This window comes from Metabacillus rhizolycopersici (assembly GCF_020075705.1).
In genome coordinates this window covers 1-14,232 of the sequence record NZ_JAIQUM010000062.1, presented here as the reverse complement: position 1 = coordinate 14,232, position 14,232 = coordinate 1, and the positions used below count along the sequence as shown (strand labels likewise).

General features: G+C 35.8%; 11 protein-coding genes and 1 pseudogene. 3 read left to right on the top strand and 9 right to left on the bottom strand.

Translation table 11 applies throughout. From position 1 onward, the window contains the following. Positions 1–400: 400 nt before the first annotated feature. Positions 401–790 carry a cupredoxin domain-containing protein gene (locus tag K9V48_RS20880; protein WP_224141078.1) on the bottom strand — a complete coding sequence of 130 codons (390 nt, stop codon included), beginning with the start codon at positions 788–790 and terminating at the stop codon, positions 401–403. A 487-nt stretch (positions 791–1,277) separates the two neighbouring features. Here K9V48_RS20880 and K9V48_RS20875 point away from each other — a divergent pair. Further along, positions 1,278–2,504, top strand: a pseudogene (locus tag K9V48_RS20875) (IS110 family RNA-guided transposase). Between the two features lie 401 nt (positions 2,505–2,905). Here the strand turns inward: K9V48_RS20875 and K9V48_RS20870 are convergent. The 5 genes from K9V48_RS20870 to nagA all read right to left on the bottom strand — a co-directional run bounded on the left by K9V48_RS20870 (position 2,906) and on the right by nagA (position 7,879). Beyond that, positions 2,906–3,058 (bottom strand): hypothetical protein, encoded by a 153-nt coding sequence (locus K9V48_RS20870; protein ID WP_224141077.1) that lies wholly within the window; start codon positions 3,056–3,058, stop codon positions 2,906–2,908. 1,239 nt (positions 3,059–4,297) lie between these two features. Beyond that, positions 4,298–5,035, bottom strand: coding sequence for an SIS domain-containing protein (locus K9V48_RS20860; protein ID WP_224141076.1), 738 nt, complete (start codon positions 5,033–5,035; stop codon positions 4,298–4,300). 19 nt (positions 5,036–5,054) lie between these two features. After that, entirely contained in the window at positions 5,055–5,783 is a 729-nt protein-coding gene (locus K9V48_RS20855; RefSeq protein WP_224141075.1) for a GntR family transcriptional regulator, read from the bottom strand. Between the two features lie 163 nt (positions 5,784–5,946). Then, positions 5,947–6,684 (bottom strand): glucosamine-6-phosphate deaminase, encoded by a 738-nt coding sequence (gene nagB, locus K9V48_RS20850; RefSeq protein WP_224141074.1) that lies wholly within the window; start codon positions 6,682–6,684, stop codon positions 5,947–5,949. 1 nt (position 6,685) lies between these two features. Next, positions 6,686–7,879, bottom strand: coding sequence for an N-acetylglucosamine-6-phosphate deacetylase (gene nagA / locus K9V48_RS20845; protein ID WP_224141073.1), 1,194 nt, complete (start codon positions 7,877–7,879; stop codon positions 6,686–6,688). 340 nt (positions 7,880–8,219) lie between these two features. Here nagA and nagE point away from each other — a divergent pair, with 340 nt between their 5' ends. Then, entirely contained in the window at positions 8,220–10,106 is a 1,887-nt protein-coding gene (nagE, locus tag K9V48_RS20840) for an N-acetylglucosamine-specific PTS transporter subunit IIBC (RefSeq protein WP_224141072.1), read from the top strand. A gap of 259 nt (positions 10,107–10,365) precedes the next feature. Here nagE and K9V48_RS20835 read toward each other — a convergent pair whose 3' ends face one another. The 3 genes from K9V48_RS20835 to K9V48_RS20825 form a co-directional block, all read right to left on the bottom strand. Beyond that, a complete protein-coding gene (locus tag K9V48_RS20835) occupies positions 10,366–10,590 on the bottom strand; it encodes a helix-turn-helix domain-containing protein (protein WP_224141071.1) in 225 nt (74 codons plus the stop codon). 10 nt (positions 10,591–10,600) lie between these two features. Then, positions 10,601–11,080, bottom strand: a complete 480-nt coding sequence (locus tag K9V48_RS20830; RefSeq protein WP_224141070.1) for a DUF2975 domain-containing protein — start codon at positions 11,078–11,080, stop codon at positions 10,601–10,603. Positions 11,081–11,352: 272 nt separating this feature from the next. Continuing rightward, positions 11,353–12,141, bottom strand: a complete 789-nt coding sequence (locus tag K9V48_RS20825) for a DUF4240 domain-containing protein (protein ID WP_224141069.1) — start codon at positions 12,139–12,141, stop codon at positions 11,353–11,355. Between the two features lie 624 nt (positions 12,142–12,765). Between K9V48_RS20825 and K9V48_RS20820 the strand changes: the two genes are divergently transcribed. Next, positions 12,766–13,473: a Dph6-related ATP pyrophosphatase gene (locus tag K9V48_RS20820; RefSeq protein WP_224141068.1), complete on the top strand. Its 708-nt coding sequence runs from the start codon at positions 12,766–12,768 to the stop codon at positions 13,471–13,473. Positions 13,474–14,232: the final 759 nt, after the last annotated feature.

Below are 14,232 nucleotides of genomic sequence, written 5' to 3'. Positions count from 1 at the left end.
TTGTGAAAATACTTCACTGTTCTTAATCATATAACAATATAGGTGATTAAATTTAATCGTTATTGTCTAATCGCGCCCACTTGTAGAATATTGAAAAATGCGATAGAGCTGCCAAAATAGCTCCTCAGCAATTTTTACTAAACCAGCTAATAGGATGTCAATATTTTTCTATAAAATTATTAAATAGTTAATGATATACTAAAATTGCTCATGCCAAATAACCTTCCTCATCCGTATTGGAAGGTTTTTCATGTATTACTTAATTGTATCTCTTATACTAAATCAAGGAAAGTTTCTTTACGTTTTAGTAAGGCATAAATCCAATGAATAAGCTTGTTTGTACATGCACCCGTTTGTTTAATAACATTATTAATAGGCAAGGCCCGATTGGCCCTGCTTGTTATTTGACTATTACTTTTCCAACCATTCCTTCATTGAAATGGTACCGACATATCAGTTCATATGTACCTGGCTTTTTCGGTTTCACGGTAATGGTTTTTTCTTTTCCCGGCTGGACTTCGGCGTCAATTCTGAGCTTTTCCACTGTGAAGGTGTGTTCTTTCTTACCTTTGTTTTTCAATATCAACGTTGTCGTTCTTCCATTGGAAATAGTGATGACTTTCGGATTAAAGTAATCATCGTTCAACTCGACCTCAATATCTTTCACTGTCTCCATAGGTTGTGTTACGACACCGGATTCGGCAAATACGCCGAGCGAGCCTGCAGTGTTCACAACCACAATCATCGCAAACAAAACTACCAATCCTGTTAAACACTTTTTCACAAACATTCGCAAGCCCTCCTTTCCTATACATTATTTTTTCCAATTTATAAAATATTATCACTATCAATTGGGTTCCAACGTGCTTTCAAATAGTAACTCTTTTATCTGAAACAGTGACAAGAAAAAAGATCGACTCAAATGACGATCTTCTGGAATCCATTCTTATTCAATTAGCCTGCCAGTTACTTGAAGAAGAAAAGCGATCCTTCGTTATTGAAGCATCGCACCCATTAGCCATCCATGAAGCGCAAAAATCAGCGCTTCACCACAGAGAATGAAAATGGTTTAGAACCGTCAATACTGATTCTACGGCTGGGAGAGGAAGGTCGATGAACTATGGTGCGTTAGAGCCCATCCGTTAGTCTGACTCCAACGACCACGGTGCACCACTGACTGTCGCTCCCTTACGGGAAGCACACATGGTAGATTAATCCTATTCTGGTTGATGCACCAGCCTCCATTAATAATATGAGCCGTAGAAAGGATGTTTTCAATGGACGTAGTCATTGAAAGAGCGTGTGGTATGGATGTTCATAAGGATAATATCACCGCATGTATTATGACACCAGAAGGAAAGGAGATTCAAACGTTTTCTACTAAAACTATATTTCTATTACAGTTGGTTGACTGGATTAAACAGCATAATTGTACCCATGTTGCCATGGAGAGCACGAGTGTTTACTGGAAACCTATTGTGAATTTATTAGAGGCTGAGGATATTGAGCTTTTAGTTGTCAATGCCCAACATATGAAGGCAGTTCCAGGACATAAAACAGATGTCAAGGATGCAGATTGGATTGCCAAATTTCTTCGTCATGGACTCTTAAAAGCTAGTTACATTCCAGATCGGAATCAACGGGAACTCCGTGAACTAGTTCGGTATCGTCGGAGTATCATTGAAGAACGTGCTAGACAACATAATCGCATTCAAAAAGTGTTAGAAGGTGCAAACATTAAGCTAGGCTCTGTGGTTTCAGATGTTATGGGCGTTTCAGCTCGGGATATGCTTAACGCTATTGCCGATGGTGAAGACAATCCTGAAAAACTAGCGAACTTCGCTCGACGTACAATGAAAAAGAAGAAAGATGAACTGGAACTCGCCCTTAGATGTTATATCAATTCGCACCAACGTCTTATGTTGAAAACCATTTTAAAGCATATTGATTTTTTGACTGAGCAAATTGAAATGCTAGATCAAGAAGTGGCGAAAAGAGTAAGTGCCCATCAAGAAGATGTTGAACGATTAGATTCTATTCCTAGCATAGCTACAAGAATGGCTGAGCAAATTCTATCAGAGATTGGAACTGATGTTAAAAAACAATTCCCAAGTGCAGCTCATATGTGTTCCTGGGCTGGTTTGGTTCCAGGACACAACGAAAGTGCTGGCAAAAGGAAATCAGCTAAAACAAAAAAAAGGAAACAAGTATCTGAGATCAGCATTAACTGAAGCAGCTCATTCAGTAAGAGGGTCTAAAAACTATCTCGGAGCACTGTATAGGCGTACAGAGCTTCACGAAAAGGTAAGAAACGAGCAGGAATCGTCGTCGCTCATGCCATGTTGAGAATAGCTTATTATCTCTTAACACGAAAAGAAATGTATGTAGACTTAGGAGAAGACTACTTTGATAAACAGAGACAGCAATCCATTGTACGACATTCACTCCGAAGACTCAAAAGTTTGGGATACACAGTTACGTTACAAGAACCTGAAGCATCTTAATTCAGTCTATTTTCCTACAATAGATCAATGAATCAGGCGCTCTCCCCTTTTTAAAAAATGAATGAACTGCGTCTTATTAAGTATTGCCTTTTTCACTGAATTACAGAAGTTTATTTTCATGGTAGTTCAATAAAAAAATGCTCTACACCTTATAAGAGTAAAGCATCGCGTTACTTCAATATTAAATTAACTGATCAAACCGTTCATCCTTATCTCAATAAAGTAAAATTGTTATGCAGCTCCCTTTCATTAATTGATATCCTGATTGCCAAGTCTTTAGTTCGTAAAACAAAATCTTTGACACCTATAAATTCAGATTCAGCAACCAAATAGAATTGTGTTCCCTTTTTTATACCTTTAAAATTATTCTTTAACTTATATATCTTCATTATTTTACCTAGCTACTCCCTCTTAAATCGATTGATTGAAAACTGAGAAATATCTATGTCATTCTTACCTGAAATAATTAAGTTGCTTAAGGCTTGTCCAACTGCACTACTACTTGCTACCATTCCTATTGAACCTGCACCAATTATGATTACATCATATTTCATACCAGTTAACCTCGAAAAATAATCCTTGCTACTCAATTTTTTATTAAATTATAATTGATATTCTATCCTCCATGAATCATTTTTTTACTTCCCCTGACTTTTAACCTTGATATTTTAAGTCAATATATATCAGTAAGTAGTTGGAGGACTTTTGTAAATATCCAAATATATATAATTTGTTTTTTTATAAGTCGTCTATTAGTTTTAAAAGAATTTACATTAAAAATAATTACAGCAAGGATAAGTCCAATCATAAAAAGTCCTTCTTTAATTTTTTTACCCTTTTGCTTATTTAACTATTCTGCCCGTTAGCCATCCATGAAGCGCAAAAATCAGCGCTTCACCACAGAGAATGAAAATGGTTAGGAAGTGTCAATACTGATACTGACCTTAATCCAGTCAACCCTAATCCATAGACTTATTAATTATCGCTCTCCTCTTTTTTTAACGATTGAGCAGGGTCTTCTTAAGTATTGTCATTTTTCAAATCTTGAAGAAACTTATTTTCATGGTAGTTCAAGTAGCAACCTTCACAATATCAATAGGGTAGACCTTATTGATATTAGACTACTTTCCCTGTGACTTTAAGAGATAAATTGCACACTTTTTAAACGCTAAATTGCATTGTTCTTGTAACTTCCTTTTTCTAGATTCTCTTCCATCGTTTAATATTTGTCATTCGTTATCTATTTAGGGTACACCTTAAACAACCACTTAAACATTATTGTTAAGATTAGGGTGTCTATTAAATAGATTTGTAAAAGGAGAAAATTACGCAATAAAAGTTGCTTATACTAGAGTCTCTACTGAAGATCAAAATTTGGAACGGCGAATTGAAAACTTGAAAAGTTTTGACGCAGAAAAAAATGCCATTACTCGATCCACTGTTTACAGGATAAAAAAGGAACTGTTAAGTGACAATACGTTGTTCCATTAAAGGGTGCGATTGCTGAACAATGAGCAGTCGCTTTTTTTACTAAACCGATAACAGAATAGTTCTATAAATGATTGGATGCAAATAATTAAGAAACCCAGCTAATCTTCTCATGTGAAGGTAGCTGGGTTTTTAAAGTTGGATATATGCAAAATAACATTTAAAATAAGTGAAAATTATCGGTCAAAGTGACAAATAAGTAACGGACATAAAAAATCCCTTCACTTCATTGATTCACCTAGGAATTTTATCGAGATTTTCATATTTTATCTATTGCCAAGATTGTTTTTCAACAGTATATAAATTCAACGTTCTAACATTGGAATCCTGTTTTTATATTTATTAATTAATTTTCTATTATGTTCTTCCGCACCATCAACGTTTCCACTTTTAAAAATGGGTGGGTTAAAATGATTTTCAACCATTACTTTGACAGCCTCTACCATTATCCCATTGACAATGGCCGTGCCTATAACTGTAGATCCAGTGCCAAAGGGAACATCGAGGGAATTCTGCTTCATAAGAGCATCCCCAACCTCTATATGGTTATCAATCGCAAGGTCAACGGAATTATATAAATACATCCCCGTTTTATGCCGCGAGGGTTGGCTTCTAGCATAGCGCGGTGAGGTAATACCAATAACAAAAGCACCTTGTTTCTTAGCAATTTCTGCTACATCAATCGGAACAGGATTTCTACCTGATGTCGAGGCAACAATTACCACATCTTCTGGTTGAATCCTAACGTTAGCCATAAATTGCTCAGAAAAATCTCCCTCTTTTTCTAGCTGCGAAGAGCGTACAGCCCCTTTATGTAGCATTAAATCCTCTATTAATATAGGGCTGATTGGTACAAGTCCACCTGCTCGGTAAAACAACTCTTCCCCTAACATATGAGAATGCCCGCACCCAAACACATGAACAATCCCGTCCTGTTGAATACACGTTGCAATCTCTTGTGCAGCTTTTTTAATACTCTCTTTTTCCTCTTTTTCGACAGAATTTAATAATTCCTTAAGCTTTTGGAAATATTGATTGAACATGTTAAGAAGCTCCCTTCTGCTATCGGTTCATTTGAATCATAAACTTATAACGGTCTGCTCTATAAGTTGATTTAACAAATTCGACAGGGGTTCCATCTTTTAAGAACGTATTTCTTTGAATGAGCATAACTGGTGCCCCTGGTTGAATATTTAAATATTCTGCTTCAAGTTCATCAGCGACGGATGATTCAATAACCTGGGAAGCATGATCAATTCTTAAGTTTAACTGATTTTCAATGTAAGAGTATAACGACTGATTAACAATTTTCTCTGTTAAACCTTTAATAAAATTAGCTGAGATATAATTCGTTTCTAACGCCATTGGCACATCGTCCGCTAAGCGAATTCGTTTTATTTCATATACTGGTCCATACTCTTGAATTCCTAATTGATTCGCAATTAGACTCGTTGCTGGAATTATTTCAAACTGAACCAACTGACTCCCTGGCTTCATCCCTCTTGCCTTCATGTCTTCTGTAAAGCTTGTTAAGCCTTGAAGAGCCTGTTCAATTTTTGGCTTTCGTTCTGCGACGAAAGTTCCTTTTCCTTGTATTCGATATAAGTACCCGTCATTTACCAACTGAGTAAAAGCCTGTCTAACTGTCATTCGGCTAATTTCGAATTTTTCCGCATATTCTCTTTCTGCTGGGAGAGAATCTCCAGGCTTTAGCTCACCTTTTTCAATTAAGTCTTTAATGATTTCTTCAAGTTGATAATAAATAGGAATGGGGGAATCTTTCTTAATCATTTTCCTGATCTGCATCCTTTCTATTTAAGCTACAAAGTTCATAATCTGCTATTACATCCCTTTTTAAGGAAGTTCTTTAGTGTGAAAACCAAATTTATCCTACTTACAGGAATTAAAATATCTAACGCTTTTAAAAGGACACAGGAGAAAATTATTCCCTTTTTCAGTTTCGAACCTTTTCAGCTGCGATTGCGGCTTTATCTGCAATAATTGTAACATATGGATGATTTCTTAATACAGAAGCAGGGAAACTCTCATTAACTTCGCCATGAAGTAGCTGAGATAAGGCTTCACTTTTATTTTCACCTGAAATAAGTAGCAAAATTTCCTTACTTTTCATAATAGTAGCAATCCCCATTGTAACAGCTTTTGTTGGTACTTCTTCTAGACTAGAAAAGTATCTTGCATTCGCCTCCCTTGTAGACGGAGCTAATTCAACAAGATGAGTGTTAGAGTCAAATGAAGTACCAGGTTCATTAAAGCCAATATGACCATTACTTCCTATTCCGAGAATTTGCAGGTCGATTCCACCATGTTCTGTTAGCAATTTTTCGTAATCAAGGCATTCTTTTTGCATATCACTAGCATCACCACGTGGAATATAAGTGTTCGATTTATGAATATCAATATGGTCAAATAGCTGGTCATTCATATAGTAACGATAGCTATTGGAATCATCTCCTGAAAGGCCAACGTACTCATCTAAATTAAAAGTTGTTACGTCCTGATAAGACGTGTAGTTTTGCTTATGATCTTCAATTAAATTCGTATAGGTTCCAACTGGTGTCCCACCTGTAGCGAGACCGAGATTGAGTTTTTTTGAAGTACGTACTTTTTCAATAATATATTCCGCAACTCGTTTACTCATTTCTTGGTAATCTTTTACTTCTATCATCTTCATCTCAATTTTCCCCCTTTTTATAAGCAAGCGTTCCTCGACAAAACGTCATAAAAACATCTAAATTTTCATCAAGAATAACGATATCGGCATCTTTCCCTTTCGCAATGCTCCCTTTCTGATCGAAAATATTTAATTGTTTAGCCGGGTTAACAGAAGCCATTTCAATAACATCTTCAAGTGAACATCCTGTATAAGCCAACATATTTTTCACTGCGTTTCCTAATTTCAGAATGCTTCCAGCGAGTGTTCCATCACTAAGACATGCTTTTTCACCTTGTACTGTAACGTCTTGCCCACCCAGATCATAGTGTCCATTTTTTAAGCACTTAGCACGCATAGAGTCTGTAATCAAAATAATCCCTTTACTTCCTTTTTGATTATAAGTAAGCTTCACCATTTCTGGTCGCACATGGATTCCATCAGTAATTATTTCTGCTTTTAATTCATCACGTAAAAATGCTGCACCGACAACACCAGGTTCACGATGGTGTAAACCTCTCATTTGATTAAATAAATGTGTGACATGATTTACTCCTGCTTCGATTGCTTGATTCACCTCGTCATATGTAGCATTGGAGTGACCAATAGAAGCAATGACACCATTTTCTTTTAAATAACGAACCATCTCTAACCCACCCGGTTGTTCAGGTGCCATAGTTACAAGCTTAATCGTTCCCTTCGATAATGTTTGCCACTTTTTAAAAACATCTAGATTAGGATCGACAATATGCTCTAGTGGCTGTGCGCCTGCTCTTTTTGCGTTTACAAATGGACCTTCGAGATGAATTCCCAGTATTTCTGCTTTTCCAGGCTCTTGCTGTCTATCCATGTAATTGCCCACATTATCAAGTGCTTTTTCGATTTCCGCACTACCTTGTGTCATGGTAGTCGCTAAAAAACTAGTAGTTCCTTCTCCCGGAAGTGTTTCTGCCATTATATCTAGTGCTTCTTGTGTTGCATCCATTACATCCGCACCATTAACACCGTGAATATGAACATCAATAAAACCAGGAACAGCTTTATAACATGAAGGAATTTCAATAATCTTAAATTGATCCTCTTGTTTTAATTCCTCCACTGGTCCAAAGTCGATTATTTTTTGATCTATTACTTTTATATATCCATTCTCCAACTTCAGTTCTTCAGAATATATTTGAATGCCTTTAAGCAAAATAGGCTTATGATGTGAATTCATTAACATTTCATCCTTCCAAGTCGGTAGAAATTTATACTAACTATCATTTCCGTCGTATACCCTCTTTGGGGTCTTTAATATACTCACATATTTGTCCTTATCGGTTACATCTTAGCATTACCATGATATAGTTGTCTATACCAATTTTATTTATATTTTCCTTCTATTAAGGAAAAACATGCTGTTATACGCTATTTCCTTATAGAATACAGTTAAACTCTTTTTTAATAAAATCCAAAATTGGTATAGACATCTATAACAAATTGGTGTTATGATATGCACGTACAGAAAAGCGCTTTCATTCATAGCATTACATTTTTTTATAAAAGGAGAGAACACTATGTTAGGTTTTTTACAAAGAATTGGTAAGTCGTTAATGCTTCCAATCGCAGTATTACCTGCCGCAGGACTGCTACTTCGTTTCGGACAACCGGATTTACTAGATATTGCCTTTATCGCAAACGCAGGGGATGCAATATTTGCAAACTTAGCATTAATTTTTGCGATGGGGGTCGCAATAGGATTTGCTAAAGATAATAACGGGGCCGCAGCATTATCTGGTGCGATTGGTTATTTAGTATTAACAAACGGTACTCAAGCTCTAGATGAAAATATTAATATGGGCGTGCTGGGGGGGATTATCGCTGGTATAATCGCAGGGTTACTATATAATCGTTTTCATAATGTAAAACTTCCTGAATGGTTAGGATTCTTTAGTGGTAGGAGATTTATTCCCATTGTGACATCCGTTGCAATGGTCATTTTAGCAGGGATTGCTGGATTTGCTTGGCCACCAGTTCAAGCTGCTATTGATGGTCTTGGTAATTGGATTATTGATTTGGGTGCGATTGGTTCTGGTCTGTTTGGACTCTTAAATCGTTTATTAATTCCTTTAGGACTTCATCATGTATTAAACAGCTTATTCTGGTTCGAATTTGGTGAATTTGCTGGAAAGACTGGGGATATTGCTCGCTTCTTCGCAGGAGATCCAACTGCCGGTGGATATATGACTGGTTTCTTCCCTATCATGATGTTTGGACTTCCTGCAGCTGCATTCGCCATTATCGCAACTGCAAAACCAGAAAAAAGAAAAGCTGTTTCAGGTATGTTTATCGGTCTAGCTTTAACTTCTTTCCTTACTGGAATTACAGAACCGATTGAATTTTCATTCATGTTCGTCGCTCCATTATTATACGGTGTTCACGCAGTCTTAACAGGACTTTCCATGTGGGTTACATCCTTACTTGGTATTCGGGATGGATTTACATTCTCAGCAGGCGGAATTGACTATTTACTGAACTTTAATATTGCAGAAAAACCATTATTATTATTATTTATTGGTTTAATCTATGCAGTCATTTATTTCGCCATTTTCTATCTATTAATTAAAGCTCTCAACCTTAAAACACCTGGTCGTGAAGATGATGTAGAGGAAGAAAACCAAGCATCATCTACTGCGGTTGGAAATGATAAATACGAACAAATGGCAAATTACTTTATCAATGATATTGGTGGAAAAGAAAACATTTCCATCATTGATAACTGTGCAACACGCCTTCGCTTAAATATAAAAGAAATGGATAAGGTAAATGATTCTGCTTTAAAGGCACATGGTGCAAAAGGAGTTATGAAATTAAATAAAACAAATCTACAAATTATCGTTGGTACTGATGTCGAATTTGTTGCCGATGCAATGAAGAGATTAGATGGAACAGCTGTAAATACACCTGTTGCTTCCGAAACAGCATCTCCTTCTGAAACAGTAGGACGAACACAATTAAATGACAAAGATTTTGTTATGCCAATTGAAGGTAAAATCATTCCGATCACCGAAGTGGAAGATCAAGTATTTTCACAAAAAATGATGGGTGACGGTTTCGCCATTGTTCCAACGAAAGGTTCTGTTGTTTCTCCTGTTAATGGGGAAATCATTAATGTATTTCCAACGAAGCATGCGATCGGAATTAAATCGAAACAAGGATATGAAATTCTCATTCATGTTGGTTTAGATACCGTTCAACTAAACGGAGAAGGCTTTACTGTTCTCGTTCAAGAAGGAGAACAAATTACGAAAGGACAAGAACTTCTAAAGTTTGATCTTGATTTCATTAAAAAATCAGCTACTTCTACTGTTACACCTGTTATTTTTACAAACTTAACTAAGTTAAATGTGAAGAAACAAGGTAGTGTAAAGCAAGGAGACAGTGGGGTATTGTCGATTGATTAAGTATTAAGGTTAAATTAAATAAAAGTAGTGTCTCTTAGTCGGATTACTTACCGATTAGACACTACTTTTTATTTTGGATTTTAATCAAACATCTGTTTAAAGGGAATACCATTGATGCGACCAAGATACACCTTTCCAAAGTGCTCCCACAACAAGAAGAACAACACCTATTAGAAGTAATAATAAATAATAAAATCCCACTTAATCACCTCATTACTTTATTTTGTTTATCATCAAATCATTTAATTGAACAATTGCTTTATTTTTCTTGAAGGTCGATGTCGCTTCGATATTCAAGAATATCCCCAGGTTGGCATTCTAATGCTTTGCAAATTGCCTCTAAAGTTGAAAGCCTAATTGCTTTTGCCTTTCCATTTTTCAATATAGAAAGGTTTGCCATTGTTATTCCAACCCTCTCCGAAAGTTCTGTTACGCTCATTTTCCTTTTAGCCAGCATCACATCAATATTGATTATAATTGCCATGTTATTCACCTCAGACCGTTAAATCATTTTCTGATTTTATATCGATAGCATTTTTTAATAGCTTTTGAAGAACAGCGGCAAAAACCGCAACCACCATGCAACCAAAAATAATGACCATTCCAATTAGTATAATACCTGGGGCATCGTCTACCTCTGCCATGAGATATATGATTGGCATAAATACCACATATAAGACACTGATGGTGATGGCACAATATTTAATATTCTTTAAAACCTTTACAGATAATTGCGAAAATGCCTGGTTCTTGTCAATATAGCTTAAAAGTTTTAAAGTCTGGTATAATGCAACGAAAAATACTAACGCTGTTACATACAACCCGATTAAAAAGGGATATTGCAAATAAGCTAACTTTAGATTTAATTCTGCAAAGTATTCAGCTATCCCAGGCAACAAAAATATACACAAAGCAAGGACAGGAAGTCCCATAAGAACAACAACGAACTTTAAAAAGAGTGTTTCTCGTTTCATAAAGGCACCTCACTTATTTATTGTCAATTTGAATTTAACACATCATTTATCGTTTAACAATAATTTTTTATTTATTTTAATAATGTTTTTATTGTTATTCAAATGTTAATGTTAGACAAAGATAAAAAGAATTCCTCATTACAAAGAAATGCTCTATAAAACTTAAAACTATTCAATTTATAAATTGCTCAACTAGCCTGCCTGTTAGCTCAAAATGGTGTTTTATGTTTAGAATACAATTAATTTCCCATATAGATATAGATGATTAGTAATTATCCTAGAGGATTTTCACCATACCTCTCCCACAACACAGGAAATTTATTACTTAATCCCTCTTCATCATCCTCGTCCCAATCAAATTCCATTTTTGGCTGCACATATTTATCATCCGAGAGTTGTTCGTATAAATTGTAATAATGCTCATCGTCAAACCCAGTTTTCTCTTCATATGCCATACTAGCAACATACAGCAGATCTTCAAACTCTGGAACATCCCCTTCTTCTTCTAATATCTTGAGATGAGGAATAATTTTTTCTGGATCTTGTATAATTGTTTCATAAGTACCCTTACCCAGATAAAGTAGCCAAGCCCTAAAATAATCGAAGGAATCATCTGAACATCCCCCCATGACAATATAAGCAGCCGCCCACAAATTTGATGTGTAAGATTTGTAATAATATTGGTTAAAAATATAATCAAACATGACAATATCTTTTACCGACCTTCTGGACAAATGGTTTACTAACCACTCAAGTTGCTCATCTGGATCTTCCCCTTTTTTCTTAGCAGTCTCAAGTAACTTCCAAAAAAAAGCTTCTGTTATAGCACTTTCTTTTACCACATGTTCGGATGAACCTGCTACAACATATCCTTTCTTTAACTTGGATTGAATCAGTTTATTAGCTTCTTTTTGACAAATTTCTTCCGATTCAAATTCTTTTGTTTTCACGGCTCCAACCGTACTGACTTTTCCGTATGTAACTGTAAATGAATTTCCTGTAACGTTAATTTTCCAGAACTTATTTGATAAATCGTCTTTATATATGAGTAACGTTTCCATGAATAAGCACTCCCAAACAGTTTGTATAAATACCTGATCTTTTATACTTTAATAAGAAAAGTATAAAGGTATTTTCCCAAATTTGTAAATTCAGAGATTAAGTAGATGGAGTTTTTTATTAAATACCTGTGGAGTACCTTCTTTCGCTAAATGGCCCTAAAATGAAGAATGAGTGCTTATCCTTGTTCCAGGATTGCGCCCTTTAATGGAAGATCGCGTCTAGATCACTATTGCAGTAGTAATTTCAAGAACAGCTTTTTTAGCGATATGACTTATCTTTTCTCTATCGACAATGAAGTAGTTTCTTTGAGATAAACTTCTCTTTTCTTCATCATTAGATTTCAAGTTTTTTGTATCAGGGTACAATAGTGATAAAATCAAACAAATAGAGCTATGAAACCTCATATAAAGTGAGACTTCCATCAGTGGGGGTTTTCTTCATCCCCCACTGATGGTTAGCGAGACTTATCGGATCTTTACGGGCAGTTATCTCCCACTTATCTTCTTTACTTCTCTCGAATCTTGAAGTCGGAGTTTTACTGCCCGTTAAGGTGGGATAAAATATGAAATTGGCTATAACAGCCATCGTGAAAAAAGTCATTAGAATAAAGGGGAAAGATATGAATGGCAGAATTAATGGATTGGAAAAATAGTGCTCACGGACATAAATTTATAGCTTCTTTTAGCGGAGGAAAGGATAGTGTCTTAGCTCTATATAAAGCAGCGAAGGTTGGAGAAGCGGTTGGACTGATCGTCATGATGGAGGAAGAAGGGAAACGTTCCAGATCCCATGGAATGCCTCCGGAACTCATATGTGCCCAAGCTAAATCTATAGGTTTGCCCGTATATACTGCAGCTGCAAGTTGGACAGATTATGAAAAAGTATTTATGCGCCTTTTAGAAAAAGCTAAAAATCAAGGAGCAGAAGTGTTAGTAACTGGAGACTTAGATATGCCTGCTCATGGCTGTTGGCATGAAAAGGTTACGAAGAATGCTGGATTAAAGCTTGGGATGCCTTTATGGGAAATGAACCATCATGAAGCTGTTGAAGAGTTCATAAATCTAGGATTTGTAACGATCATTGTAACTGTTAATTTATCATTTGGAATGCGAGAGGACGATTTAGGGCGAACATTAACCCTGGAATACGTGAAGGAGCTTGAAGCTCGTGGTATTGACCCCTGCGGAGAAGGTGGAGAATTCCATACTACAGTAATAGATGGGCCCATTTTTAAACATCCTATTCCAGTTCGTAAATGTGAGATTATTAAGGACGGAGAATATGCTTTTTTGCCTTTGGAGCTAGATCAGATGGCGGATAGGGATATATAAAGTATAAAATGACATAAAAATATCCATTTCTATTTAAAATTGTTATTCCATTAAATAGTCCGCTTGTCGAGTACCACTTAAAAAATTGACAATGTTCAGATTTTCAAATTAAAAGAGCCATATCATCGCTTAAAAGTAATGGTCTGGCTCTTTTTATATTCATAAAATATTTCTAAACATAAGCCTTCATATTAGGGAAACTTATGGATAAAGTCGCACAATGTTACTTCAAACATATTCTTTATACATACCAGATCTATCGAGGGATATAACTAATTATTTGATAAATGAATACGTTATGTTAGAATTCACTCTGCACGCTCAACACCCTTCTCTACTTGTTTTTGTTTCTCGACAAATGAAGTAGAAAAGAGTCGATGTCGTGCATTTTTTATTTAAAGATTATAAACTCATCCAAGTCGCAAGTCTTTATCATCTATTAATGCTTTCACTTCTAAATAGTTGAATTAATTAAGTATGTTAAATTATAATTAATATAGGAACGAATGTTCTTTTTCTATTAATGTGAACTACCACGAGCCTAAAGGCATCGTAGCTTCTGAAAAGAAGTTGCATGGTTTTAGCTTCGTCCCTTCAAGGGGTGAGTTCACCAGACTCAGTTAGGAAAAATTCTAGCTACGATAGATTGGTCATGACACCTTCGGTTGACGCACCAGACCGTTGCTCTGTCGCTTGCATTTAAGTAGAGATGAGGAAAGTCTCGGTGATGCAAGTGCAAAAAGCCTTTTTATCTTTGTC